Raw genomic sequence first — 25,427 nt, forward strand, 5'->3', positions numbered from 1 at the left:
AGACGCACGGTCCCGAGATGATCCGCTTCGAGGGGGTGGTCAAGCGCTTCGGCGCCCGGACCGTCCTGGACGGCCTCGACCTGTCGGTCGCCCCCGGCGAGCGGGTGACGCTGATCGGGCCGAGCGGCTCGGGCAAGACCACGATCCTGCGGCTGCTGATGACCCTGGAGCGGGTCACGGAGGGCATCATCCACCTCGCCGGACGCCCTTACTCCCACATGCCCCAAGGGCCGGCGGGCGGACTCGTCCCGTCCGACGAGCGCTACCTGCGCACCGCCCGGCGGCGCGTCGGCATGGTGTTCCAGCAGTTCAACCTCTTCCCCCACATGAGCGTACTGGAGAACGTCGTGGAGGCCCCGGTGCACGTGCTCGGCGTGGACCGGGACGAGGCGGAGGCCCGGGCCCTGGAACTGCTCGACCTCGTCGGCCTGACAGTCCGCAGGGAGGCCCGTCCGGCCCGGCTCTCCGGGGGAGAGCAGCAGCGGGTGGCCATCGCCCGGGCCCTGGCGATGCGCCCCGAGGTGCTGCTGCTCGACGAGGTCACGTCGGCTCTCGACCCGGAGCTCGCGGCGGGCGTACTGGACGTCCTGCGCGACGTCGCTCTGACCACGGACATCACCCTGCTGTGCGTGACGCACGAGATGGGCTTCGCCCGCGAGGTGTCAGACCGGATCCTGATGTTCGACCACGGCCGCGTCCTGGAATCCGGTCCGCCGGACCGGGTCTTCGAAGCCCCGGAGCACGAGCGCACCCGCTCCTTCCTGCGCGCCGTGCTGTGACCGCCCCTGTCCCGCCGTCCGAGCGGTCGTCGTGAGCCCCCCATGTGCCCGGAGGGGATGCGGCGACGCCAGCCGTTGACCGCCGGAATCACTTGCTGCCCGTCGACTCCGAGGTCGCGGAGGGCGCGGAGCTTCTCGGTGCGGGCGTCGGCCGCGCCCGGGAGGCAGAAGCGGTCGGCGACGGTTTCTCCCCGGGAGAGGACGCTTGCCACGCGCCCGGTGTCCCGCCTGCCCTCGTACGCCGAATAGTGCACGTTCATGTGGTGGGTCTCGGCGGAGCAGTCAGGGCCTCGCTCAGGCAGCGTCAGACCGGGAAACTCCCACCTCGCCCGCCCTCCGAGAGCAACGGACCCACCGCCGACGCTCTGCCTTGCCGTCGCAGGTACCGGCACGCGAGGTCCTACTCGGGGCGGTTCTCCGCGGGGTCCCAGTAGTTCGCCAGCATCGCCGCCGGCCAGGCCGGAGTGGTGACAGGGCCGCGGGGACCCATCTCCTCGAAGTACGGGGCGAGGTCGTAGACGGGAGTTCCGGCGACGGCGTCGAGGTCGGTGACGTAGAGGTCTCTGCCGTCCACCTTGAGCAGGCGCGGGAAGGAGGTTGCCATGCGGTTGGGGCGCCGGTGGTTTCGGTGCACGAAGGTGCCGGTGGGCTCCCAGGTCGGGTCGTTGCGGGGGCTGCGGGCCCCGAGGTGGAGGTCGGCGTCGGAGCCGAGGTGGAAGTGCCAGGTCACGATCAGGTGGGAGAACCTGTCGATGCCGCGCAACGTGTCCGGCGGAAGGTCCGGGCGCAGGCGGATGATCGATTCGACTCCGCCCTGGTAGTCGTCGGCCGGCGTCTGGTGGCCGCCGACGACGTGGGCGATGGCCTCGATCGTGATCGGGTCGTGCACGCGTTCCTCCCCTGGGACTACCGGATCGGCTTGGACGCTGCTCCGGCTTGGACCGGTGGTGTGCTGGCGCGGTCAGCGTACCCGGCTGATCATGTTGCGGGCTCGGCCGTCCAGGGCTGCAAGGGTCGTTCCTCCGCGTCCGCGATAAGGATCATTGCTGCTCCTTCGCTCGCAAGTCCATCAATCACCTGCGCGCTGCGGTGACGCCCCGCTTCCTGGAGGTGGACGAGGTCGCTCCGAAGCGTGCCGACGAGCTCGGACAACAACTGAAGGCGCGAACTGCGAACGAGCCAGTCAGAATCACCTTCCCGAGATGCGGACGGTCAGGGGCAGTCATTCGGCGAGCGCGGGGATGATCTGCGCGCCATAGGCGTCGATCGTGGCTTCGCGGGCGTCGTGCATGTCGTAGACGGCGAACTGGTCGACTCCGAGGTCCCGAAGGGCCCGCAGCTTCTCGATATGGGCCTCCACCGGGCCCAGGAGGCAGAAGCGGTCGACGATGGCGTCGGGGACGAAGTCGGTGGACGGGTTTCCGGCGCGGCCGTGGTGGCTGTAGTCGTAGCCGTGGCGGTCCTTGATGTACGCGGTGAGCTCGTCCGGGACCATGCCCGAGTGCTCGCCGTACCGGGAGACCAGGTCGGCGACGTGGTTGCCGACCATGCCGCCGAACCAGCGGCACTGGTCCCGGGCGTGGGCCAGGGCCTCCGGGGAGTCGTCGGCCGTCACGTACGCCGGGGCCGCGACGCAGATCGTGAGCGCGTCGGGGTCTCGGCCGGCCTCTCGGGCCGCGTCCCGGACCGACTTCACCATCCACTCGGTGAGGAAGAGGTCCGCGAGCTGGAGGATGAAGCCGTCGGCCTTCTGCCCGGCCAGGGCCAGGGCCTTCGGGCCGTAGGCCGCCATCCAGACCGGCAGTCTGCCGTTCCTGATCCACGGGATGCGGACCGGGTTGCCGTCGACGCTCGCCTCGCGGCCCTCCGCCAGGTCGCGGATGACGTCGATGGCCTCGCCGAGGCGGGCCAGGGTGTTCGGCTTGCGGCCGGCGACGCGCATCGCGGAGTCGCCGCGTCCGATGCCGCAGACGGTGCGGTTGCCGTACATGTCGTTGAGGGTGGCGAAGGTGGAGGCGGTGACCTCCCAGGTACGGGTGCCCGGGTTGGTGACCATCGGGCCGACGTGCAGCTTCTGCGTGTTGGCGAGGATCTGGCTGTAGATGACGAACGGTTCCTGCCACAGCACCGCGGAGTCGAAGGTCCAGCCGTAGCGGAAGCCGTTGCGCTCGGCCCGCTTCATGAGGCTGACGACCTGGGAGGCGGGCGGGTCGGTCTGCAGGACGAGGCCGAAGTCCATGCGGGGTCTCCTTACAGGTACTGGCAGGTGGAGCGGTGGATGAACGCCCCGTGGCCGGCCCGGCCGGTGTACTGGCGGCGGTCGATGACGAGTTCGCCGCGGGAGAGGACGCTCTCCACGCGCCCGGTGACCCGCCTGCCCTCGTACGCCGAGTAGTCCACGTTCATGTGGTGGGTCTCGGCGGAGAGGACCTGTTCGGCGTGCGGGTCGTAGAGGACGATGTCCGCGTCCGAACCCGGCGCGATGGTGCCCTTCTGCGGGTAGAGGCCGAACATGCGGGCCGGGGTCGCGCAGGCGATCCCGATCCAGCGGCGGCGCGAGATGTGCCCGTCGACGACCGCCTGGTGGAGCAGGTCCATACGGTTCTCCACCCCGGGGAGACCGTTGGGGATCTTCGAGAAGTCCCCGCGGCCCAGCTCCTTCTGCCCGCGGAAGCAGAAGGGGCAGTGGTCGGTGGACACCACCTGGAGGTCGTTCGTACGCAGCCCCCGCCACAGCGCCGCCTGGTGCTCCTTCGGCCGCAGGGGCGTGCTGCACACGTACTTGGCGCCCTGGAAGTCCGGCTCGGCGAGGTTGTCGGTGGAGAGGAAGAGGTACTGCGGGCAGGTCTCCCCGAAGACCGGCAGCCCCTTGTCCCGGGCGGCCGCCAGCTCGGCCACGGCCTCCTCCGCCGAGACGTGGACCACGTACAGCGGGGAGCCGGCGACCCGGGCGAGCTGGATCGCCCGGTGGGTGGCCTCGGCCTCCAGCAGCACCTTGCGGACCTCGCCGTGGTGGCGGGGGTCGGTCTCGCCGCGGGCCAGTGCCTGTTCGACGAGGACGTCGATCGCGATGCCGTTCTCGGCGTGCATCATGATCAGCCCGCCGTTGCCGGAGGCCCGCTGCATGGCGCGCAGGATCTGCCCGTCGTCGCTGTAGAAGACGCCCGGGTAGGCCATGAACAGCTTGAAGGAGGTGATGCCCTCGCCGACGAGGAGGTCCATCTCCTTCAGGGTGGCCTCGTTGACGTCGGAGAGGATCATGTGGAAGGCGTAGTCGACGGCGCAGTTGCCGTCCGCCTTCGCGTACCAGGCGTCGAGGCCTTCGCGCAGGCCGCGGCCGACGCTCTGGACGGCGAAGTCGACGATGGTGGTGGTGCCGCCCCAGGCGGCGGCCCGGGTGCCCGTCTCGAACGTGTCGGAGGCGGACGTCCCGCCGAAGGGCAGCTCCATGTGGGTGTGGGCGTCGACACCGCCCGGGATGACGTACTTCCCGGTCGCGTCGAGGACGCGGTCGGCCGTCCAGGCTTCGGCGGCCGCCGAGCCGTGGGCGGCGAGGGCGGCGACCTTGCCGTCCTCGACCAGGACGTCGGCGTGGAGTTCGTCGGCGGCGGTGACGACGAGGCCGCCGCGGATCAGGGTGCGGTGGGACATGCGGCGCCTCCCGGCTACACGATGCTGCGCAGGGCCTGTTCGATGATGTCGGCGCCCTCTTCCGCCTCGGCGACGGTGAGGGACATCGGGGGTGCGATGCGCAGCACGCTGGTGTTGTGCCCGCCCCCCTTGCCGAGGAGCAGGCCGCCGCGGCGGGCGGCTTCCAGTACGGCCGACGCGGCGTCGGGGGCGGCCTGGTCGGTGCCGGGGCGGGTCAGCTCCACGGCGGCCATCAGGCCGCGACCGCGGACCTCTCGGACGGCGGGCACGGAGGCCGCGGCGGCGCGGAGCCGTTCGAGGAGCAGGCCGCCGACGCGGCGGGCGTTGCCCTGGAGGTCGTGTTCCAGGAGGTAGCCGAGGTTGGCGAGGCCGGCGGCCATGGTGACCGGGGAGCCGCCGAAGGTGGAGATGGAGTTGGTGTCGAGGCAGTTCATCACCTCGGCGCGGGCGACGACGCCGCCGATGGACATGCCGTTGCCGATGCCCTTGGCGAAGGTGAGCATGTCGGGCGGGCCGCCCCGGTCGTGGGCCTGCCAGCCCCAGAAGTGGTCGCCGGTGCGGCCCCAGCCGGTCTGGACCTCGTCGCTGATCCACAGGATGCCGTGCCGGTCGAGGACCTCCCGGAAGGCGGCGTACAGGCCGTCGGGCGGGGAGGTGAACCCGCCGACGCCCTGGACCGGCTCGGCGATCAGCGCGGCGACGGAGCCGCGGGCCTGGCCGAGGACGTCCTCGAGGTCGGCGACGGCGGCCGCGGTGAACTCCGCGTCGGGCAGGGCGGCGAAGGGGCCGCGTGTGCGGACGGCGCCGTGGACGTAGTACGTCTGCAGCGGCGACAGGCTCGTCGGGGACCAGCCGCGGTTGCCGGTGACGGAGACGGTGGTGAAGGACCGGCCGTGGTAGCTGTTGCGCATCGCCAGGATCTGGTTGGAGCGGCGGTACGCGGTCGCGAGCAGCAGGGCGGCGTCGTTGGCCTCCGTGCCGGAGGTGGTGAAGAAGACCCGGGCGTCGGGGATGCCGGAGAGCGCGGCGATCCGCTCGGCGAGCTCGACCATGGGGCGGTTGAGGTACAGGGTGGAGGAGTGGATGAGCCGGCCGGCCTGCTCGGAGACGGCCTTGGCGACCTCGGGCAGGGCGTGCGCGGTCATCGTCGTGAGGATGCCGCCGAAGAAGTCGAGGTAGCGGTTGCCGTCGGCGTCCCAGACGTGGCGGCCCTCGCCGTGCGTGAGCTCCAGGGGGTTCTCGTAGTACAGCGCGAGCCAGTCGGGCATGACGGAGCGGTGGCGGCTGAGCAGGGGGGTCGGGTCGGTCACGGCTGTACGAGCCCTCCGTAGGCGTCGGGGCGGCGGTCGCGGTAGAAGGCCCACTGGGTGCGGACCTGCGCGATGAGGTCGAAGTCCAGGTCGCGGACGAGGAGTTCCTCCTCCTTGTCGCTTGCGACGTCCCCGACGAACTGCCCGCGGGGGTCGACGAAGTAGCTGGTGCCGTAGAAGTCGTTGTCGCCGTACTCCTCGCGGCCGACGCGGTTGATCGCGGCGATGAAGTACTCGTTCGCGACGGCGGAGGCGGGCTGCTCCAGTTGCCACAGGTGTGCGGACAGGCCGCGGTGGGTGGCGGAGGGGTTGTAGACGAGCTGGGCGCCGGCGAGGCCGAGGGCGCGCCAGCCCTCGGGGAAGTGGCGGTCGTAGCAGATGTAGACGCCGACCTTGCCCACGGCGGTGTCGAAGACCGGCCAGCCGAGGTTGCCGGGGCGGAAGTAGTACTTCTCCCAGAAGCCCTTGACCTGCGGGATGTGGTGCTTGCGGTACTTGCCGAGGTAGCTGCCGTCGGCGTCGATGACGGCGGCGGTGTTGTAGTGGAAGCCGGGGCCCTCGATCTCGAAGACGGGGACGACGATGACCATGCCGGTCTCGCGGGCGAGGTCCTGCATGCGGCGGACGGTGGGGCCGTCGGGGACGGGCTCCGCCCAGCGGTAGTGCTCGGGCTCCTGCACCTGGCAGAAGTACGGGGCGTTGAAGACCTCCTGGAACCCGATGATCCGCGCGCCCTGGGCGGCCGCCGCGCGGGCGTGCGCCTCGTGTTTGGCGATCATCGACTCGGTGTCTCCGGTCCAGGTGGCCTGGACGAGTGCGGCGCGGACGACTTGGGCCATGAGCTGCTCCTCGCGACGGGAACGCCGACTTCTACGCACGTAGACGGTGTGCGTAGGGAGTAGAACGTAGGCCCCGTCACACGGCGGGGCAAGACCGCCTTGCACGGTTGGAGCAGTCGGTCGTAATCGTGCACGGCTCGGTCAGACTCGTTCACAGGGTGGTCGGTTCAGGAGTCGGGGAGTTTCGCGACGCGCAGGGCGTGGACGAGGTCGCGGCGGTGTCCTGCGGAGACGGCCTCGGCGGCGCGCAGCAGGCGGGGGACGAGCCGGTCGGGGTCGCGGCGGGCGGTGCGGGCTGCGTCCTCCGCGGTCCGGGCCCGTACGAACGCCTCCAGGACGGCGTCGGCCTCGCGCTCCCGGCCGGCGTCGAGGAGCGCGGTGGCGGCCTGGGCGATGTCGGCGGCGGGCCGGGCCACGCCCTGGCGCAGCAGCGCCGCGCAGTCGGCGTGCCGCCCGGCCGCCCCGAGCGCGGCCGCGACCGCCGCGAGCCGTTCGGGCGGCAGCGCGGCCGCCTCCCACAGCAGGGTGGCCCAGTCGGCGCCGAGCCCGGCGCGCCCCAGCGCGTCGGCGAGCGCGGGCAGCCGCTCGGGCGGCCAGCCGGCCGCCGCACACAGCAGGGCGTACGCCTCTCCGCCACGCCCGGCACTCCGCAGCCCGGCCAGCTCCCGCACGGTCCACCCGATGTCGGCTGCCGGTCCGTCGGCGGCGCCGGGGCCCGCAACAGGCCCGGGGGCAGGGGCAGTTCCGCTCACGGCGGAGGCCGGGGCCGCGACGGGACGGGCGGCTCCGGCGGCGGCAGGGTCGGCTGCGGCCGGGTCGGTGGCGGCAGGGTCGGCTGCGGCCGCTTCCGACGCCCCCGCAAACCGCGCGCCCCGCGGGGCCGGCGCCGGTGCCGGTACCGGCCCGGCGTCGTACGGAACCCCTGTCGGCGGCGCGTCCTCCGCGGCCGCCGCGCCCGCGTACCGCGCCCCGCCCGCCTTCCGCGCCCGCCGCCGCGACGGCGGCGACGGCGGCACGACGGCGGAGCCGGCACCGTCCTCCGGGTCCTTGTCGCCGGCGGCCGGGGCACCGCCCGGGAAGCCGCCCTCCGCGGAGCGGTCCGCGTCCTCCGTCCCGCGCGGGCCCTGGGGGGCGGGCCCCGCCTGCGGCGGGTCGGCCGGGTGGGCGGCGGGCGCCCGCCGTGCGGTGCCTGCGGGCGGCATACCTGCGGAGCCGGTCCCGCCGGGACGGCCCGCCCCGTGCAGGCCCGGGTCCGGCGCCCCGTCCGAGGCGGGGTGGGCGCCCTGGACGGGCGCCGGCGGCGGATGGGGGGCCGCACCTCCCAAGGGGCTGTGCCCCGGCTGCACCGCCGTCGGCGGGGCCGGCGGCGTGCGGTCGGGGGCGGGCTCTCCGCCTCGCGCCGGTTCGCTGCGCGCTGGACGGCCCTGCCCCTCCCCGCCGCCTCCGCCCGGCGCCGGAGGCCGTGCGTGCGGCTGGGCGGGTACGGCAGGGAGGGCGTCGGCGGGGTGTGCGGGGCCCGGGGCGGGCGCGAGGGCGGCCAGGCGGGCGGTGAGGTCCGCGTGGCGGTATGCGGCGCGGGCCGTGTCGTCGCGGAGCCAGGCGTGTTCGGACGCGAGGGCCGCCGCCTCCGTGCGGTCGGCCGCCCCCGCGAGGCGGGCCGTCAGGGCGTGCAGGGCGGCTTCGCAGGCGGTGCGCTGGGCGGCGGCGGCCGCGACATGGGCGCGGAGTTCCTCCGCGCCGCCGGGCAGGCGGTCCCACTCGGCGGCCGCCTCGGCGCGCAGCCGGGCCGCGTAGCGGACCTCGCGGGCCGCGATGCCGGCGCCGCGGGCCGCCTCCAGGTCGGCGAGCAGCGACTCCACCACGTCCCACGGCGGCAGCGCCTCGCCCTCCAGGCAGGCCCGCAGCCCCTCGGGGTCCCGGCGCAGGAACTCCCCGTACCAGCCGGCCCCCGGATCCAGCCGCCGGGTCAGGCCTCGTAAGTAGCCGGAGAGTCGTGCGGTCGCCGGCGAGGTCGCGGTCTCCATTGCCGCATTGGATACCACCCGTGTTACGGGCGGGCTACGGGCGCCTCACGTGCGGATGGCGATCGCCACGTGCGGGCGCTTGCCGAGGCGGGCGGCCGCGGCGGGCAGGTCCACCGCCCAGAACTGCCAGGTGTACTTGCGCGACATCAGCCGCCGCACCCGCTTCAGCCCGTCCGCGTCGAGGATCCGCGCCGTTCCCTCCAGGACGCCGGCGCCCGGCTCGACGCGCCCGCGGACGTCGCACGGTGCGAGCGAGACCCGGCCGTTGTTCCGGATCCGCTTGACCTTCCAGGAGTCGCTGCGCGTCCAGACGAACAGCTCGCCGCCGTCCGCGACCGCCCACACGGGCGTGGCGACGGCCGTGCCGTCCTTCCGGTACGTGGTGAGGCTGACGTACTTGCCGCGTCCGAGCTCTTCGAGGGTCATCCCGCGAGGCTACGGCACGCCGGCCGGGTCGCGGCCGTCCGGTGGGGCGGGTGCGGGGCCGCGGGGCGCGGTGCCGCCCGGGGCGCCCGTACGGTGCGGGGCGTCTTCGGGGGCCGCGCAGGCGGCGACGAGCAGGCCGGCGGCGAGGACCGCGCCGAGGAGTCCGATTCCGAGGCGCTGGGGCGCGTTGCTCTCTGACACGCCCTCACGCTTGCCCCGCGGCCCGCCGCTCCCATCCCGGATTGGTCCGTTCGGCCCGCCCGGGGCACCCCGGGCCTCCGGCCGGTCAGGCCGGGACGAGGGCGCAGCGGCGGACGACGTCGTCCAGGGAGAGGCCGAGCGCCTGCGCCAGCGCGGCGACGGTGAAGAAGGCCGGGGTGGGCGCCCGCCCGGTCTCGATCTTGCGGAGGGTCTCGGCGGACAGCCCGGCCGCCGCCGCGACCTCGACCATGCTGCGCCCGCCGCGGGCCTCGCGGAGCAGGCCGCCGAGGCGTTCGCCGCGCTCGCGCTCTTCGGGGGTGAGGGGGGTACGGACCATGGCCCCATCGTACCGCCGGCCCCCAACAACAATCCCGGTAAAGTTATACCGGTATAGTTATTGGCATGGTGCAGTTGAAGACGGACAAGCAGATCGACGAGATGCGCGCCGCGGGCCGCGTCGTGGGCCGCTCCCTCGCCGCGGTGCGCGCGGCCGCGCGCGTCGGGGTGACGCCCCGGGCCCTGGACCGGGTGGCGCGCGGGGTGCTCGCGGAGGCGGGGGCGTCCTCGCCGTTCCTCGGCTACCGGCCGCGGTTCGCCCCGGTGCCCTTCCCCGCGACGGCGTGCATCTCGGTCAACGACGCGATCGTGCACGGCATCCCGGACGACCGCCCCCTCGCCGACGGCGACCTGGTCAGCGTCGACTTCGGCGCCCGCCTGCGCGGATGGGTCGGGGACGCCGCCGTCAGCTTCACGGTCGGCCGCCCCCGCCCCGCCGACCTGCGGCTCGTCGAGACGGCGGAGGCCGCCCTCGCCGCCGGCATCGCCGCCGCCGTCCCCAGCAACCGGATCGGGGACATCGCCCACGCGGTCGGGACGGTCTGCCGCTCGGCCGGATACGGCATCCCCGACGGGTTCGGCGGGCACGGCGTGGGCCGCGGGATGCACGAGGACCCGGGCGTTCCCAACGAGGGCCGGCCGGGGCGCGGCATGCCGCTGCGCCCCGGCATGGTCCTGGCGATCGAGCCGATGCTGATCGCGGGCGGGACGGACGACTACACCTGCGACGGGGACGGCTGGACCCTGCGCACCGCCGACGGCAGCCGCGCCGCCCACGCGGAGCACACGGTCGCCGTCACCGCCGCCGGCCCCAGGATCCTCACCGCACCGTGACCGCCGGCCCGCGCGGAGCCCGGTCCCGGCTCACCCGCGGCCCGGCGCCACGCCCGGCCCGGCGTCACGGCCTGCCGTGCGGGTGGACCGCCATCGCCGAGCCCCCGCCGCGCCGGGTGCGCTCCGCGGCCGCCAGCCAGCGCCCGTCCGGGAGCCGCTGTACGCCGGTCGCGGCGCCGATCTCCGGGTTCAGCCGGAAGGCGTGGCCCAGCGCCTCCAGTTCGCTGCGCAGCGGGCTGTCCCACAGCCCCGGCTCCAGATCGGTGGCGGCCTGGTTGCGCTGGCTGGCGCGCGGCGCGGCGATCGCGTCGACCAGCGGCAGCCCGCGGTCCAGGTGCCCGGTCAGGGTCTGCAGCACCGTGGTGATGATGGTGGCCCCGCCCGGGGATCCCACCGCGAGGACCGGCCGCCCGTGCTCCAGCACGATGGTCGGCGACATCGACGAGCGCGGCCGCTTGCCGGGCCCCGGCAGGTTCGGGTCCGGCACACCGGGGGCGGCCGGGGCGAAGGAGAAGTCCGTCAGCTCGTTGTTCAGCAGGAAGCCCCGCCCGGGGACGGTGATCCCGCTGCCTCCGGTGGACTCGATGGTCAGCGTGTACGAGACGACGCTGCCCCAGCGGTCGGCGACCGTCAGGTGCGTCGTGTTCTCCCCCTCGTACGTGGTCGGCACCGCCTGCCCGGCCGCGGCGCACGGCTGCGGGTCACGCGGGTCGCCCGGCGCCAGCGGGCTGGCCAGCGCCCGGTCGGGCCTGATCAGGCAGCCGCGCGCGTCCGCGAACCGCTGCGAGAGCAGCTCCCGCGTCGGGACCCGCTCGAAGGCCGGGTCGCCGACCCAGCGGCCGCGGTCGGCGAAGGAGATCCGGGAGGCCTCGATGAAGCGGTGCAGGTACTGGGCCTGCGACAGCCGGCCCAGGTCGGTGCGCTCCAGCATGTTCAGCGCCTCGCCGACGGTGGTGCCGCCGGAGGACGACGGCGCCATGCCGTACACGTCGAGGCCGCGGTAGGAGATGCGCGTCGGCTCCTGCCGCTTGGTGGTGTACGCGCGCAGGTCCGCGGCGGTCAGGTCGCCGGGGCGGACGTTGCGGGTGGCGGCCGGGTCGACGGGCGGCCGGCGGACGGTGTCGACGATGTCGTCGGCGATCGGCCCCCGGTACATGGCCCCGGTGCCCTTGCGGGCGATCTCCGCGTACGTGTCCGCGAGGTCGGGGTTCTTGAAGGTGGAGCCGACGACGGGCAGGGCGCCGCCGGGCAGGAACAGCTTCCGGGTGTCGGGGAAGTCCCTGAAGCGGGCCTCGTTGGCCTCGGTCTGGGCGCGGAAGGTCGCGTCCACCGTGAAGCCGCTGCGCGCGAGTCTCTCCGCCGGCTTCAGCAGCTGCCTGAGCGGCCGGGTGCCCCAGGCGTCGAGGGCGCTCTTCCACGTGGCGGGGGTGCCGGGGACGCCGACGCCGCGGCCGCTGGTCTGGCCCTCCGCGAACGGGATGGGGACGCCGTTCTCCTGGAAGAGGGCGGCGGTCGCCGAGGCGGGCGCGGTCTCCCGGCCGTCGATGGTGTGGACGCGGCGGGTGCGGGCGTCGTAGTGGACGAAGTACCCGCCGCCGCCGATGCCCGCGGAGTACGGCTCGGTGACGCCGAGCGCGGCCGCGGTCGCGACGGCCGCGTCGACGGCGTTGCCGCCGGAGCGGAGCACGCCGATGCCGGCGGCGGTGGCGTCGGGGTCGACGCTGGCGACGACACCGCCCCAGCCGACCGCGACCGGCGTCTTGGCGGGGGTGCCCTCCCCGGCCGGGGCGGGCGGGGCCGCGGCGCCGGTGGACACGAGGGCCCCGGCGAGGGCGGCTGTGAGCGCTAACAGACGTGGGGCGGGGCGGCGCATGGCGTACCTCCGGTCGGCGACGGCCTGTCGGACCCCCTGGGACAGGGCTGCGGTCGGCACTGTAACTTCACGGCCCCCTCCGCGTCAGGAAGGCCCGGCGGCGGCGGGCACTTCGGCTGCCGCGACCCGGTGATTCCCCGCGCCCGCGGCACTAGCATCCGGCACATGGACGAAGACCTGCGGAACATCGTGCTCGGGCTGGCGGCGACCGCGATCAGCGGCGGCTTCGGATGGGTGACCCGTACGTACGTGTGGCGGCGTGCGCTGCGCCGCAAGCAGGCGTTCTTCGGGCTGCCGACGGGCTCGGACTGCCTGTTCGTGGTGAACCGGCAGATGGGCGGCACGGAGGGGTCGGTGCACCGCAACGACGCGTTCGCGCTGCTGGAGATATCCGCCCTGATCAAGGACTGCGGGGCGAACGTCCAGATCGTCGCGCACGACACGGTCCGCCAGGGGTTCGGCGAGCGGGCCGAGTTCTGCGTCGGCGGGCCCGTCTCGAACGCCCGGACGGCCGCCCACCTGGAGTCGATGCTGCCGGGGGTCTCCGTCGACGTGTCGACGGATCCGGGCCCGGACCGGGGGGCGATCCGGGTGGGCGGGCAGACGTACCGGTGGTCCAAGGGCCGGGCCGAGCACGTCGTCCTGGCCCGGCTGACGAGCGGCCCGGGCACCCGGCCGGTGTTCCTGATATCCGGTCAGACGGCCGTCAGCAACCAGGCCGGGGCCCGCTACCTCGCCCGCCACCACCAGGAGCTGGCCCGCCGGCACCGCGGCAACCCGTTCTGCCTGGTGCTGAAGGTGGTCAACTCGGCGGCCTACGGGCCCGACGTGGTGGAGCTGCTGGAGGACGTCACCGCGGTGGCCCGGACACCCGCAGCGGCAGCCGCGTCATCCCGTTGATGAAGTTCGACACCAGGCGGCGCGGCGGTCCGGCGAGTTCGGGGGCGGGCATGGCGGCCCGCCACTCCTCCAGCAGCACCCGCAGCTGGAGCCGGGCGAAGTGGGCGCCGAGGCAGACGTGCGGCCCGTCGCCGAAGGAGACGTGCGGGTTGGGGGAGCGGTCCAGGAGCAGGCGCCCGGGGTCGGCGAAGACCCGCTCGTCGTGGTTGGCGGAGGCGTGGAAGACGACGACCTTGTCGCCCGCCCGGATCGTCCGGCCGGCCAGCTCGGTGTCGGCCGCGGCGGTACGGCGGAAGCTGAGCACCGGCGGGTGCACGCGCAGCAGCTCCTCGACGGCGCGGTCCGCGGGCACCGCCCCGGAGGCCAGCCGGCGGTAGGCGTCCGGGGCGCCGGCGAGGGCGAGCAGCGCGCCGGGGGCGGCCGAGCGCACGGTGTCGTTTCCGGCGACCGTCAGCAGGAAGAAGAACATCTCCAGCTCGGCCGGCTCCAGCGAGGCCTCGGCGAGGGCCGTCATGACGTCGCCGCCGGGCCGGCGCCGCTTGTGCCCGGCGAGTTCGCGGGCGTACGCGAACATCTCGCCGAGGAGGGCCGGGGAGCGCGGGTTGAGCGGGGTGCCGTCGGGCCCGCGCAGCGGCTCGGGGGCGTCCTCGGGATCCTGGTAGCCGATGACGCGCACGGTCCAGTCGAGGAGCAGGCCGCGGTCGGCGGCCGGGATGCCCAGCAGGTCGGTCAGGTTGAGCAGCGCGTACTCGTCGGTGACGGCGGGGACCACGTCGCAGGCGCCGTCCTCGGCCTTCGCGCGGGCGCCGGCGAGGAGCGTGCGGGCGCGTTCGCGGACGCGGTCCGCGAAGGCGTCGACCCGGGCGGGCGTGAACGCGCGGGAGACGGTGCGGCGCAGCCGGCCGTGGCCGGGCGGGTCCTGGTTGAGCATGGTGCTGCGCAGGAACGGCAGGTCGGCGGGGTCGGGATCGCGGATCTGGGTGGCGCCGGCCCAGGAGGAGTAGGCGGTGTGGTCGCGCAGGACGCGGACGACGTCGGCGTGCCGGGTGACGGCCCAGAAGCCGGGGCCGGCCGGCCAGCCCAGCACCTCGGGTTCGTCCTGCCAGGCGACGGGATGGCGGTCGCGCAGCAGCCGGTAGCGGTCGTGCGGGATGCCCGCGGCGTACAGGCGCGGGTCGAACACGTCGGGGACGGCGCCTTCTGCGGGGGCGGGGCCTCCGGTGCGGTCCGGGGATGCGGCGGGCATGGGCCCACGGTGGCGGGGCGGACCCGGCGGCGCAAGAGGGCCCGCACGGCCTGCCCGCTCCCCCGCCGCCCCCATCCCTCCCCCGCGGCGCGGCGCGCCGTCAGAGGCGGCCGGCGCGGCAGGGTTCGGGGGCCAGCACGGTGTCCTGGCCGCGCAGCCTCGCCTCCACCTGCGAGGCGGCGTCGGCCACCGCGGTGCACACGATCTGGCTGCGGGCGAGGTCCGACAGCCCGGCCACGTTGATCGGCAGGTGGACCTCCACGACGTCGCCGACGGGGCCGGTCGTGGTGGTCGTGGCGGCGAGTCCGGCGTCGACGGCGGGCAGTGCGGTCCCCAGGCCGGAGGCCAGCTCCCGCTGGCTCGGCCCGGCCAGCAGCCGGAACAGCGCGCCCTGGGCCCCCGGTTCGGCGTACCCGGACCGCATGGCGATCAGCCGCCTGTCGGGGGTCAGGAAGTACACCAGCGAGTCCGCGGTGCCGCTGGGCGCACTCACGGCGATCTCGGCGGGGGCCCCGCTCTCCACGACCCCCGTCGTCTTGATGCCGCAGCCGGCGAGCAGCAGCCCGGCCGCCGCGGCGGAGGCGGCGCGGGCGGCACCGCGGATCCTGTTCATGCGTCGGCCTCCAGGGGCATGTCGAGGGTGAACACGGCGCCGCCGGAATGCCCGTTGCGGGCCTCCAGGGTTCCGCCGTGCAGCCGTACGTTCTCCAGGGTGATGGCCAGGCCGAGGCCGCTGCCGGCGGAGCGGGTGCGGGCGGCGTCGGCCTTGAAGAAGCGGTCGAAGATGTGCGGCAGCACCTCGGGGGCGATGCCGGGGCCGCTGTCGGCGACCTCGACGACCAGCCGCGGCCCGCCGGGCTGCGGGCGGGTCCGCACGGTGACGCGGACGGGGGCGCCGCCGTGGCGCAGGGCGTTGCCGACGAGGTTGGCGAGGACGACGTCGAAGCGGCGCGGGTCGAGGCGGGCGCGGGCGTCGCGGGGCAGGTCGGTGACGACCCGGGTGCCGTCCCAGTGGCGTCGCTCCAGGGTCTTGCGGACGGCCTCGGCGACGTCGACCTCGTCCAGGTTGAGCTCGGCGGCGCGCGCGTCGAAGCGGGAGATCTCCATCAGGTCCTCGACGAGGACGGCGAGCTTGCCGGTCTCGGCGCTGATCAGCCGCAGGGCCGCGGCCGTGTCGGCGTCGAGGCCCGCTGCCTCCTCGTCGAGGACCTCGGTGACGGCGAGCATCCCGGCGAGCGGGGTGCGCAGCTCGTGGGAGACGTCGGAGGCGAAGCGGCGGGCCCGGGTCTCGGCGTCCCGCAGCTCGGCCACCGACGCCTCCAGGGCGCGGGCGGTGTCGTTGAACGTGCGGGCCAGTCCGGCGAGTTCGTCGGCGCCGCGGACCTCGATCCGGGTGTCGAGGCGGCCCCGGCCCATCTTCTGGGCGGCGCGCCGCATGTCCCGTACGGGGCGCAGCACGCTGCGCGCGGCGAGCAGGGCGGGGATGACGGCGGCGGCGAGGCCGGGGACGGCGCCGCGCTGCGCGGCCTCGACCATGGCCTGCACGGTGGTCCGCTCGGCGGAGAGCGGCATGGTGGCGAAGACGACGAGTCCGGTGGGCGGGCGGGTGTCGTTCGCGCGGAACACCGCGGGCATCCCGACGGCGAGGTAGGGGTCGCCGTCGGCGTCGGTGACGCGCTGGAAGGCGCCGTGCGGGTGGGCGGTGACCTGGCGGCGGAGCCGGTCGGTGACGACGGTGGAGGTGGGCGAGCCGTTGCTGGAGGCGCGCAGCCGGCCGTACTCGGCGAAGACGTTCCAGGGGTGCGGTTTGCCGCGCTTGGCGAGCTCGGAGACGAGGCGGTCGAGCTGCGCCTGGTCCATGGGCAGGCTGACGGGCTGGGCCTCCATCAGGTCGCGCAGGGTGCTGACGGCGGTGTCCTGGCTCTGTTTGAGGACGGCGTTGCGGGCCTGCTGGTAGGTGAGGGCGGCGGTGGAGACCGCGCTGACCGCGGCGACCAGCAGGAACGCCGCGATCAGGCGGGTGCGCAGGCCGAGCGGGGCGATGCGCCGCTCGCGCGGGGTGCCGCGGCGGCGGGGCCCGGCGTACCACCGGGGGCGCCCGGCGCGGGCGGCGCGTGCGGTGCGCCCGCGGTGTGCGGTGCGTGCCACCGGGCCCGCCTACAGGGGGCCGAAGCGGTAGCCGAAGCCCCGCACGGTCTGGATGTAGCGGGGCGCGCCGTCCGGGTCCTCGATCTTGTGGCGCAGGCGGCGCACACAGGCGTCCACGAGCCGGGCGTCGGCGTGGTAGCTGTGCTCCCACACGTACTCCAGGAGCTGCTGGCGGGAGAAGACCTGTTCGGGGGAGGCCGACAGGTGGAGCAGCAGCTTGAGTTCGCTGGGGGCCAGGGCGATGCGCTCGCCGCCCCGGGCGACGGTCAGCCCGGCCCGGTCGACGGCGAGGTCGCCGTGGAACTCCACCTGGGGCCGGCCGCCGGCGGGGGCGCCGAGGCGGCGCAGCACGGCCTTGATGCGCGCTTCGATGACCTCGGTGCGGGCGGGCTTGACGATGTAGTCGTCGGCGCCGGCCTCCAGCCCGACGACGATGTCGAAGTCGTCGCCGCGCGCGGTGAGCATGATGATCGGGACCTGGCTGGTCTCGCGGATGCGGCGGCAGACCTGTACGCCGTTGATTCCGGGCAGCATCAGGTCGAGCAGGACGAGTTCCGGGTGGAAGCCGCCCATCAGGGCGAGGCCGGCCTCTCCGGTGTCGGCGGCGGCCACCTCGTGGCCGCGGCGGCGCAGGCCGAGGCCGACTCCGGCGCGGACGGAGGGGTCGTCCTCGATCAGCAGTACGCGGGGCATCGGGCGGTGTCCAAGCAGTCGGGCTGCTCCCGGGTCAGCGGCGCTTGCGCCGCAGGGAGTCCAGCAGGCGGGTGAGGGCGGTCAGGCGCAGCGGCCGGGCGAGCAGGACGACGACGAGGGCGATCACGGCGGTTCCTGCGGCGGCGGCCGTGATGTCCCCTGCCGGGGCGGCGGCCCGGGCGGCGGCGTGGCCGGCGGCGGCCGCGGGCAGGGACGCGGCGAGGAGCCGCAGGTGGGTGCGCAGGGCGGTGTCGGTGTCCCGGCCGGCCGGGCCGGGGCGCGGGCCGAGCCGCCGGGCGAGGGTCCAGGCGGTCGCGGCGAGGCCGGCGCACAGGGCGGCGGAGTAGGCGGCGGCCATGCCGGTGACGGCCCAGCGCGGGGGCAGCAGCAGGAAGGCGGCGGCGGACAGCCCGGCGTTGAGTCCGGCGATGACCAGGTTCAGCAGGAAGGGGGTGCGGGTGTCGGAAAGGGCGTAGAAGCCGCGGGTGAGGACGTACTGGCCGGACAGCGCGATGAGGCCGGGGGCGAAGGCGGCGAGCATGCCGGCCATGACCGCGACGTCGGCGGCGCCGGTGCGGCCGTACCCGAAGACGCTGCCGATGACCCAGGGGGCGAGCGCGGCGAGCAGCGCCGCGGCCGGGACGACGAGGGCGGCGCTGGAGCGCAGCGCGGAGGAGACGTCCCGGCGGACGGAGGCGAGGTCGCCGTCGGCGGCGGAGGCGCTCATGCGGGGCATCAGGGCGGTGACCAGGGAGACGGTGATGATGCCCTGGGGGACGATCCACAGCTGGTGGGCGTTGCTGTAGGCGGTGTAGCCGGCGCCTCCGGCGAGGCCTGCCTCGACGGCCTGCCCGCCGGCGGTGGTGGACAGCCGGGTGACGACCCAGTAGCCGATCTGGTTGGTGAGGACGAGCAGGACCGTCCAGCCGGCGTTGCGCAGCGGCCGGGCCAGGCCGCTGCCGCGCCAGTCGAAGCGGGGGCGCCAGCGGAAGCCGGCGGCGCGCAGCGAGGGGGCGAGCGCGGCGGCCTGGACGACGATGCCGGCGGTGGTGCCGAGGCCGAGGAGGCGGGTCTCGGCGGCGGTGAGGCCGTCGCCGCCGTGGGCGGCGTACAGGAAGTACCCGAAGACGGCGGTGACCACGACGTTGTTGAGGACGGGGGTCCACATCATGGCGCCGAACCGGCCGCGGGCGTTCAGCACCTGTCCGAGCAGGGTGAAGAGGCCGTAGAAGAGGATCTGCGGCAGGCAGTAGCGGGCGAGGGCGGTGGTGGTGTCGGCCTGGGCGCCCGTGTACGGGGTGTACGCGGCGACGATCGCGGGGGCGGCGAGCACGGCGGCGGCGGTCAGCAGCAGGAGGGCCGCCGTGCAGGCGGTCAGCAGCCGGTCGGTGTAGGCGGCCCCGCCGTCGGGGTGCTGCCGGGCTGCGCGGACCAGCTCGGGGACGAAGACGGCGTTCAGGGCGCCGCCTATGAGCAGTATGTAGAGGATGTTCGGGACGGTGTTGGCGACGGTGTACGCGTCTCCGAGCAGCCCGGTGCCGAGGGCGGCGACGACGACGGCGGAGCGGACGAAGCCGGTGGCGCGGGAGACGACGGAGCCGGCGGCCATGAGGGCGCCGCTGCGCAGCACGGAGCCGCGGGGCTGCCCGGCGGCGGGAGCGGCGCCGCCGGGTGCTGCGGTGGTGCCCGGTGCGGGTGCGGCGGCGGTCACCGGCGGGCCAGGTAGGCCTGGAATGCCTTGTGCAGGGCCGCGTTCGCGTACCCGTCCATCGCTGTCTCCCACTCTCCGAGCGTTTCGACGACCTGTCCGCCGGTTCCGAGCTTCCAGCGCAGCAGTCCGAAAGAACGTTCGTCGGGGTCGAGTGTGGAGGGTACCCCGCGCATGTCGTACTCGTCCGCCCCGAGGGTGTGGGCGTCGCGCATCATGCGCCACTGCAGGGCGTTGCTGGGCCGCACCTCGCGGCGGTGGTCGGCGGAGGCGCCGGTCTGGTACCAGACCCGCTGCCCGGTGGACACCATGGTGTGGGCGGCGAGGACCTCGCCTTCGTGGACGGCGAGGTAGAGCCGCATCCGGCCGGGGGCCTCGGCGTTGAGGACGGCGTACTGCTGCTGGTAGTAGGCGAGGGAGCGGCCGAGGCGGAAGCCGTCGCGCTCCTCGGTGATGCGCAGCAGCCGGTGGAACTCGGGCAGGTCGGCGGCGGTGCCGAGGACGGTTTCCACGCCGGACTTGGCGGCCTTGCGGACGTTGCGGCGCCATTCCTGGTTGAGGCCGGACCAGAGGTCGTCCAGGGAGCGGCCGGCCAGCGGCACCCGGAAGACGTGGCGGGGCTGGGCGTCGCCGTCGTCCTCGCCCCCGCAGCGCTGCCAGCCGCGGGTGCGCAGGCGGTCGGCGAGGGCGGCGCCGACCGGGTCGACCTCGGTGGCGAGGACGTCGGCGAGGCGGCGGCCGGGCCCGGTGGCGGCCTTGAGGACGGCGGCGTCCCAGCGGCGGTAGGCGGGCGAGGGGCCGATGCGGACGGCGAAGGCCCCGGCGGCGCGCAGGTGGCGCATGAGGGGGCGCAGCCAGGGGTCGATGCGGGGGTCTGACCAGTCGGCGACGGGTCCTTCGGGGAGGTAGGCGAAGTATTTGCGGGTGCCGGGGAACTGGCGGTAGAGCACGAGTGCGGCGCCGGTGATTTCCCCGCCGGGGCGGTGCCATCCGACCGTTTCCGCCCGCCAGAGGTCCTTTACGGCGGCCCAGGAGGGGTATTGGAGAAAGCTGGCCCGACCGTGGCGGCGGAGGAATGCGCTGTATTCGGCGGTGGACAGGGAGCGCACCGTCCGGTCGGGCTCCCCGTGCCGCAGGGAGGGGGTGGCGAGCAGTGCGCACACGGCGGTGGCCTTCCTGTACGTCCCGTCCGGGCGGGGCTGTGGGTGGGGCGCACAGGACTCTCACAGGCGTCGATGACCGTGCTGCGCAACGAATGTGACCGTTCCATGACCGTTCTGCTCCGGTCCGCGTCACAGGCGGCTGCGGGATCTTTTCCGATGATTGCGCAACCTAGAGTCGCCCTGACCGCATCTCCTTGTGCGGACGATCCCTGACGCCGCTACCCGAGAGGGCCCTCCGTTGAGCCGCACACGCCGCCTCGCCCGACGCCGCCACGCCGTTGTGGCGGGCACCGCCGTACTCATGGCCGCCGCCCTGACCGCATGCGGCGGCGGTGGCGCGAAGGAGGGCGGTGACGCGAAGGGCGATCAGAAGAAGAAGTCGGAGATGGCCATCTCGGTGAACCTGACGGGCGAGCAGGCCAAGGCCGGGGAGCCGGTGACGGTCACGCTCGCCGAGGGGAAGCTGTCCCTGGTGAAGGTGTCCGACGGCAAGGGCGGCGAACTGCCGGGCAAGATAGCCGACGACGGCAGGACGTGGACCTCGGAGCGCAATGCGGCGCCGGGCACGCAGTACAGGGTCGACGCGCAGAACACCGACAGCCAGACCGCGACGGCGCAGTTCGGGACGGCGGCCGCGGACAAGGTGAACAAGGTCACGATCGTGCCGGGCAAGGGCTCCACGATGGGCGTGGGCCAGCCGGTCTCGCTGGTGTTCGACAACCCGGTGAAGAACAAGGCCGAGGTGGAGAAGCGCCTGAAGGTGACCACCTCGAACAACACCGAGGGTTCCTGGGGCTGGTTCAAGGACTACACCGGCAACGACCGCGTGGACTGGCGGCCGAAGGACTACTGGAAGTCCGGGACCGAGGTCAAGGTCGAGATGAGCCTGAACGGCGTGGACTCCGGCCCGGGCGGCGGCTACTTCGTCCGCGACTACGACACGAACTTCACGATCGGCAAGGACCGCCGGCTCCAGGTCGACCTGGACGCCAAGAGGATGAACGTGGTCGAGGACGGCCAGACCGTGAAGTCGATCCCGGTCTCGGCGGGCACGCCCGGCGGCAAGAAGGCCTCCTGGTCCGGGAAGATGGTGCTGATGACCAAGGAGGGCACCATCCGGATGGACTCCCAGACGGTGGGCCTGGGCGACGCCTACGACAAGATGGTCGACTACTCGATGCGCGTGACCTGGTCCGGCATGTACATCCACGCCGCGCCGTGGAACGCCGCGAAGTTCGGCCGGGAGAACGCCAGTTCCGGATGTGTCGGCATGAGCGACTCCGACGCCAAGTGGCTGTTCGGCACGGCCCAGGTCGGCGACCCGGTCGAGGTCGCGGGCAGCGGCTCCAAGGGCCGGGCCGACATCGGCAACGGGTACGGCCAGTGGAACCTCTCCTGGGACGAGTGGAAGGCCAAGAGCGCCCTCTCCGGCGCTGCCCAGAACGGCTGAGACGGCGCCGCCCCGCCCATAAGCGTGCATCGCCCAACAATCGTTACCAGTGCGTAACTTACCGGCGGGTTACCTCCGGTAAGCGGCTCCGGTTACCGTTCGGTCACTCCGACACCGGCGCACGCGAGGAGCCCCCTGTGGTCCGCACCCCCACCGCGGCGGCCATGGCAGCCGCCCTGGCCGTCGCCGCCCTGGGCCTGACACCCCATCAGGCCCGGGCGGCCGTCCCGTCCACCGCCCCCACCGGCTCCGCCCCCGCCGTCCCGTACGCCGAGGCCGCGGCGGCCGTACCGGGCCTGTCCTTCCACGACATCCCCGGCTCGGGCGGCATCACCCTCAAGGGCAACGTCCTCACCCCGGCCGGCTCCCGGCCCGGTAGCCGGCACCCGCTGGTCGTCCTCCCGAGCAGCTGGTCCATGCCGCAGGTCGAGTACCTGGCGCAGGCCAAGAAGCTCGCCGACTCCGGGTACGTCGTCGTCAGCTACACCTCCCGCGGCTTCTGGCTCTCCGGCGGGCAGATCGAGGTGGCGGGCCCGCCCGACGTCGCCGACGTCTCCGCCGTCATCGACTGGGCCCTCGCCCACACCCCCGCCGACCCCGCCCGGATCGGCGTCGGCGGCGTCTCCTACGGCGCCGGCATCAGCCTCCTCGCCTCCGCACACGACCCCCGCATCAAGGCCGTCGTCGCGCTCAGCGGCTGGGCCGACCTCGTCGAGTCCATCTACTCCGGCCGCACCCAGCACGTCCAGGCCGCCGCCCTGCTCGGCGCGACCGGGCGGCTCACCGGCCGCCCCGGCCCCGAACTCGACCGCATCCTCCGCGACTTCCTCGCCTCCGACCTGCAGCGCGAGCAGCAGATGATCGACTGGGGCCGCAAGCGGTCGCCCGCCGAACACGTCGACCGGCTGAACGCCAACGGCACCGCCGTCATGCTCGGCAACGCCTGGGGCGACACCATCTTCCCGCCCAACCAGTACGCCTCCTTCTTCGAGAAGCTGACCGGCCCGAAGCGGCTGGAGTTCCGCCCCGGCGACCACGCCACCGCCGAGGGCCTCGGCCTGTTCGGCCTGCCCAACGACACCTGGGACAGCGCCCGCCGCTGGTTCGACCGCCACCTCAGGGGCGAACGCAACGGCGTCGACACCGAGCCGCCCGTGCAGATCAAGTCCCGCAGCAGCAGCGGGTACGAGGGCTACGCCGACTGGAAGTCAGTCGGCTCCGCCGGCACCGAGAAGATCGCCCTCTCCGACACCGAGCACCTCTTCACCGGCGTCAACACCGGCGCCGACGGCGGCATCGTGCTCCTGTCCAGCGCCCTCGACCAGTTCACGAAGATCCCGCCCATGGCGTCCGTGCCGCTGCTCCCCCGCGCCTTCGCCGCGGTCTGGCAGTCGGACCGCCTCGGCTCCGAGCGCCGCGTGCGCGGCACCGCCCGCCTGCACACCACCGTCACCCCCACCCGGTCCGACGGCACCTTCGTCGCCTACCTCTACGACGTGGGCCCCCTCGGCATCGGCAAACTCGTCACCCACGCCCCCCACACCTTCCACGGCAAGACGCCCGGCCGCCCCTTCGGCGTCGACCTCGATTTGTTCTCCACGGCGTACGACGTGCCCGCGGGCCACCGCCTGGCCCTCGTCATCGACACCGTCGACCCCCTGTACGCGGAGTACAACCCCGCGGGGGCGCAGCTCACCTTCTCCTCGCCGCGCCAGGACCCCTCGTACGTCTCGGTCCCGCTCGGAGCCCGCTGACACCGCCGGGTGCGCACAGGCCGCCGGTCCCGCCCGGCGGCCGACGGGCCGCTAGCGGCCCTCGGCGCCCTCCGAGGCCTCCGCGTACGCCTGGGACAGCTCCGGCGAGCCGGTCATCGCCCAGGACACCCCCGACTCGATGACGTTCAGCTCGCGGCCCGAGGCGAGGCGGACCACCGGCTGGCCGTTCGGCCAGACCTGCCAGCGGGCCCCCGGGCAGGTCCGGATGATCACCGTCCCGAGGTAGAAGCCCGCGTCGTTGCCGAGCCAGGGCACCACCTCGGGCTCCCTGCGCCAGCGCGGCATCAGCTGGTCCAGCGCCTCCAAGGAGGCCGGGGTGCCGTCGAGTTCCAGCCCGGCCGCCCGCGCGTGGACGCTCAGCACCTCGCACTCCGCGAACAGCTCGCCGACGCCCGCCGGGTCTTCCGCCACCGCGGCGGCGAGACCCGCGCCCCGCTGCGTGTCGCTCCGGTTGCGCCAGTGGGCCAGAAAGGGCATGTCCATACCGAACAGCGTGGCACCAAGGGGCCCCGCGGGCCACAGGGCGCGCCTGTATTCCTGCGGCCGCGGGCCGGCCGTCAGGCGTCCAGGTCGAGGTCCACGACGACGGGCGCGTGGTCGGAGGCGCCCTTGCCCTTGCGCTCCTCGCGGTCGACGTACGCGTCGGTGACGGCCTTGGCGAACGGCGCGTTCCCGTAGACGAGGTCGATGCGCATGCCGCGGTTCTTCGGGAAGGCGAGCTGGCGGTAGTCCCAGTACGTGTAGGGGCGGTCGTACTTGAGGGGCCGCGGCACCACGTCGGACAGGCCGGCGGCGCGCAGTGCCTCCAGCGCGGCCCGCTCGGCGGGGGTGACATGGGTGAGGCCGGCGAAGACGGCGGGGTCGTAGACGTCCTCGTCGGTGGGGGCCACGTTGAAGTCGCCGAGCACGGCGAAGGGGCGCGGGCCGGCGGCGTCCTCGGCGACGGCCTCGGACAGCGCCCGGAACCACTCCAGCTTGTAGCCGTAGTGGTCGTGCTCGACCTCGCGGCCGTTGGGCACGTACACCGACCACAGGCGGACCCCGCCGCAGGTCGCGGAGATGGCCCGGGGCTCCTGGACGCCCTCGTAGTCCGGTCCGCCGGGCAGGCCCTTGACCACGTCCTCCAGGCCGACCCTGGAGAGCAGGGCGACGCCGTTCCACCTGCCGGTGGCGTTGACGGCAGACTCGTAGCCGAGCTCGCGCAGCGCGTCGTGCGGGAACTGCGCGTCGGAGCACTTGGCCTCCTGCACGCACAGGACATCGGTGCCGGAGCTCTCCAGCCAGGCCAGCAGGCGGGGCAGCCGGGCGGTGATGGAGTTGACGTTGAACGTGGCGATACGCATGCGTCCCAACCTACCGCCCGGTGCCGACAGCCGTCCGGCACCGGCCGTCCCGGCGCCGGGGCGGCGGCCTGCGGGGGCCGTCACACCTCGGTGGCCTCGCCCGCGGCGAGCCGCCCGTGGCCGGTGCGGCCGAGGTTCCCGAGGGCCGTGTCGTAGATCGGCCGGGCGATGTCGGCGAGGTAGACGTCGTGGATGTCGATGGCCCGGCGCGGCCGCACCTCGCGCAGGTAGTCGATCACCTCGGACACCTTGTTCCACGGCGCGTGCACCGGCACCATCAGCGTCTCGACGGGCACCCCGGGCACGGTGAGGGCGTCGCCGGGGTGGAACAGCGAACCCTCCACGAGGTAGCCGACGTTCGTGATCCGCGGGATGTCGGGGTGGATCACGGCGTGCAGCTCGCCGTGCACCTGGACGTCGAACCCGGCCGCGGTGAAGGCGTCGCCGTGCCCGACGGTGTGGACCCGGCCCGGGTAGGCGGGGGCGAGCCGCTCGGCGACGCTGCGCAGCGTCCACAGGGCGGCGGCGGGGTTCGCGTCGAGGGCGGCCCGCAGCCGGCCCTCGTCGAAGTGGTCGGGGTGCTCGTGCGTGACGAGCAGGGCGTCCGCGCCCAGGCCGGCGTCGGGCTCGCTGAAGGCACCCGGGTCGATGACGAGGACGCGCCCGTCCTTTTCGAGCTGGACGCAGGAGTGCAGCCGCTTGGTGAGCTTCATGATCCCAGGCTAGGG

24 protein-coding genes are annotated in these 25,427 nt (G+C 74.2%); 5 read left to right on the forward strand and 19 right to left on the reverse strand.

Annotated features, from left to right (window positions below; translation table 11 throughout):
* The first annotated feature begins 17 nt into the window (after nucleotides 1-17).
* Nucleotides 18-779 carry an ectoine/hydroxyectoine ABC transporter ATP-binding protein EhuA gene (gene ehuA / locus MUK52_RS05645; RefSeq protein WP_284581657.1) on the forward strand — a complete coding sequence of 254 codons (762 nt, stop codon included), beginning with the start codon at nucleotides 18-20 and terminating at the stop codon, nucleotides 777-779.
* A 400-nt stretch (nucleotides 780-1,179) separates the two neighbouring features.
* Here the strand turns inward: ehuA and MUK52_RS05650 are convergent, their stop codons facing one another.
* The 9 genes from MUK52_RS05650 to MUK52_RS05690 all read right to left on the reverse strand — a co-directional run bounded on the left by MUK52_RS05650 (nucleotide 1,180) and on the right by MUK52_RS05690 (nucleotide 9,567).
* Nucleotides 1,180-1,668 carry a TrmO family methyltransferase domain-containing protein gene (locus tag MUK52_RS05650; RefSeq protein WP_174250369.1) on the reverse strand — a complete coding sequence of 163 codons (489 nt, stop codon included), beginning with the start codon at nucleotides 1,666-1,668 and terminating at the stop codon, nucleotides 1,180-1,182.
* Nucleotides 1,669-2,001: 333 nt separating this feature from the next.
* Nucleotides 2,002-3,018, reverse strand: a complete 1,017-nt coding sequence (locus MUK52_RS05655; RefSeq protein ID WP_114054908.1) for a TIGR03842 family LLM class F420-dependent oxidoreductase — start codon at nucleotides 3,016-3,018, stop codon at nucleotides 2,002-2,004.
* 11 nt (nucleotides 3,019-3,029) lie between these two features.
* A complete protein-coding gene (hydA, locus tag MUK52_RS05660) occupies nucleotides 3,030-4,430 on the reverse strand; it encodes a dihydropyrimidinase (protein WP_284574935.1) in 1,401 nt (466 codons plus the stop codon).
* A 14-nt stretch (nucleotides 4,431-4,444) separates the two neighbouring features.
* Nucleotides 4,445-5,698 carry an aspartate aminotransferase family protein gene (locus MUK52_RS05665; protein WP_284581658.1) on the reverse strand — a complete coding sequence of 418 codons (1,254 nt, stop codon included), beginning with the start codon at nucleotides 5,696-5,698 and terminating at the stop codon, nucleotides 4,445-4,447.
* Between the two features lie 38 nt (nucleotides 5,699-5,736).
* On the reverse strand, nucleotides 5,737-6,579 hold the full coding sequence (locus MUK52_RS05670) for a nitrilase-related carbon-nitrogen hydrolase (protein WP_114054906.1): 843 nt from the start codon (nucleotides 6,577-6,579) through the stop codon (nucleotides 5,737-5,739).
* 167 nt (nucleotides 6,580-6,746) lie between these two features.
* The gene (locus tag MUK52_RS05675) at nucleotides 6,747-8,603 is read right to left on the reverse strand and encodes a hypothetical protein (RefSeq protein ID WP_284574936.1); all 1,857 of its coding nucleotides are present in this window, start codon (nucleotides 8,601-8,603) and stop codon (nucleotides 6,747-6,749) included.
* Nucleotides 8,604-8,648: 45 nt separating this feature from the next.
* On the reverse strand, nucleotides 8,649-9,029 hold the full coding sequence (locus MUK52_RS05680) for a PPOX class F420-dependent oxidoreductase (protein ID WP_114054904.1): 381 nt from the start codon (nucleotides 9,027-9,029) through the stop codon (nucleotides 8,649-8,651).
* A gap of 9 nt (nucleotides 9,030-9,038) precedes the next feature.
* Nucleotides 9,039-9,230, reverse strand: a complete 192-nt coding sequence (locus MUK52_RS05685; RefSeq protein WP_114054903.1) for a hypothetical protein — start codon at nucleotides 9,228-9,230, stop codon at nucleotides 9,039-9,041.
* An 85-nt stretch (nucleotides 9,231-9,315) separates the two neighbouring features.
* Complete coding sequence (locus MUK52_RS05690; protein ID WP_114054902.1) at nucleotides 9,316-9,567, reverse strand: helix-turn-helix domain-containing protein; 252 nt, start codon at nucleotides 9,565-9,567, stop codon at nucleotides 9,316-9,318.
* 65 nt (nucleotides 9,568-9,632) lie between these two features.
* Here MUK52_RS05690 and map point away from each other — a divergent pair, with 65 nt between their 5' ends.
* The gene (gene map, locus MUK52_RS05695) at nucleotides 9,633-10,400 is read left to right on the forward strand and encodes a type I methionyl aminopeptidase (RefSeq protein ID WP_284574937.1); all 768 of its coding nucleotides are present in this window, start codon (nucleotides 9,633-9,635) and stop codon (nucleotides 10,398-10,400) included.
* 64 nt (nucleotides 10,401-10,464) lie between these two features.
* Here the strand turns inward: map and ggt are convergent, their stop codons facing one another.
* Nucleotides 10,465-12,273, reverse strand: a complete 1,809-nt coding sequence (gene ggt / locus MUK52_RS05700; RefSeq protein ID WP_284574938.1) for a gamma-glutamyltransferase — start codon at nucleotides 12,271-12,273, stop codon at nucleotides 10,465-10,467.
* 165 nt (nucleotides 12,274-12,438) lie between these two features.
* On the opposite strand from ggt, the gene MUK52_RS05705 reads away from it, so the two are divergent.
* Nucleotides 12,439-13,173, forward strand: a complete 735-nt coding sequence (locus MUK52_RS05705; protein ID WP_284574939.1) for a hypothetical protein — start codon at nucleotides 12,439-12,441, stop codon at nucleotides 13,171-13,173.
* On the opposite strand, the gene MUK52_RS05710 is transcribed toward MUK52_RS05705, so the two are convergent.
* From MUK52_RS05710 to MUK52_RS05735, 6 genes are all read right to left on the reverse strand, one after another.
* Nucleotides 13,124-14,419: a cytochrome P450 gene (locus MUK52_RS05710; RefSeq protein WP_284574940.1), complete on the reverse strand. Its 1,296-nt coding sequence runs from the start codon at nucleotides 14,417-14,419 to the stop codon at nucleotides 13,124-13,126. The genes MUK52_RS05705 and MUK52_RS05710 overlap by 50 nt on opposite strands.
* A gap of 100 nt (nucleotides 14,420-14,519) precedes the next feature.
* On the reverse strand, nucleotides 14,520-15,032 hold the full coding sequence (locus MUK52_RS05715) for a hypothetical protein (protein ID WP_114054897.1): 513 nt from the start codon (nucleotides 15,030-15,032) through the stop codon (nucleotides 14,520-14,522).
* On the reverse strand, nucleotides 15,029-16,567 hold the full coding sequence (locus MUK52_RS05720; RefSeq protein WP_502963538.1) for an ATP-binding protein: 1,539 nt from the start codon (nucleotides 16,565-16,567) through the stop codon (nucleotides 15,029-15,031). The genes MUK52_RS05715 and MUK52_RS05720 overlap by 4 nt, the downstream gene beginning before the upstream one ends.
* 9 nt (nucleotides 16,568-16,576) lie before the next feature.
* Nucleotides 16,577-17,260, reverse strand: coding sequence for a response regulator (locus MUK52_RS05725; protein WP_114054895.1), 684 nt, complete (start codon nucleotides 17,258-17,260; stop codon nucleotides 16,577-16,579).
* 34 nt (nucleotides 17,261-17,294) lie between these two features.
* A complete protein-coding gene (gene murJ, locus MUK52_RS05730; protein WP_502963539.1) occupies nucleotides 17,295-18,971 on the reverse strand; it encodes a murein biosynthesis integral membrane protein MurJ in 1,677 nt (558 codons plus the stop codon).
* Nucleotides 18,968-20,077: a lipid II:glycine glycyltransferase FemX gene (locus MUK52_RS05735; protein WP_246042800.1), complete on the reverse strand. Its 1,110-nt coding sequence runs from the start codon at nucleotides 20,075-20,077 to the stop codon at nucleotides 18,968-18,970. Before MUK52_RS05735 ends, murJ begins: the two co-directional genes overlap by 4 nt.
* A 292-nt stretch (nucleotides 20,078-20,369) precedes the next feature.
* Between MUK52_RS05735 and MUK52_RS05740 the strand changes: the two genes are divergently transcribed.
* Nucleotides 20,370-21,581, forward strand: coding sequence for a L,D-transpeptidase (locus tag MUK52_RS05740; protein ID WP_502963540.1), 1,212 nt, complete (start codon nucleotides 20,370-20,372; stop codon nucleotides 21,579-21,581).
* A 164-nt stretch (nucleotides 21,582-21,745) separates the two neighbouring features.
* Nucleotides 21,746-23,335, forward strand: coding sequence for a CocE/NonD family hydrolase (locus tag MUK52_RS05745; protein WP_114058559.1), 1,590 nt, complete (start codon nucleotides 21,746-21,748; stop codon nucleotides 23,333-23,335).
* Between the two features lie 51 nt (nucleotides 23,336-23,386).
* Here the strand turns inward: MUK52_RS05745 and MUK52_RS05750 are convergent, their stop codons facing one another.
* The 3 genes from MUK52_RS05750 to MUK52_RS05760 form a co-directional block, all read right to left on the reverse strand.
* Nucleotides 23,387-23,839: a DUF6278 family protein gene (locus MUK52_RS05750; RefSeq protein WP_114054892.1), complete on the reverse strand. Its 453-nt coding sequence runs from the start codon at nucleotides 23,837-23,839 to the stop codon at nucleotides 23,387-23,389.
* Nucleotides 23,840-23,913: 74 nt separating this feature from the next.
* A complete protein-coding gene (locus MUK52_RS05755; protein ID WP_114054891.1) occupies nucleotides 23,914-24,699 on the reverse strand; it encodes an exodeoxyribonuclease III in 786 nt (261 codons plus the stop codon).
* A gap of 80 nt (nucleotides 24,700-24,779) precedes the next feature.
* Nucleotides 24,780-25,412, reverse strand: a complete 633-nt coding sequence (locus MUK52_RS05760) for an MBL fold metallo-hydrolase (RefSeq protein WP_284574941.1) — start codon at nucleotides 25,410-25,412, stop codon at nucleotides 24,780-24,782.
* Nucleotides 25,413-25,427 lie beyond the last annotated feature (15 nt).

Origin of the sequence: Streptomyces sp. 2P-4 (genome assembly GCF_030167965.1) — a bacterium.
GTDB classification, from domain to species: Bacteria; Actinomycetota; Actinomycetes; order Streptomycetales; family Streptomycetaceae; genus Streptomyces; species Streptomyces globosus_A.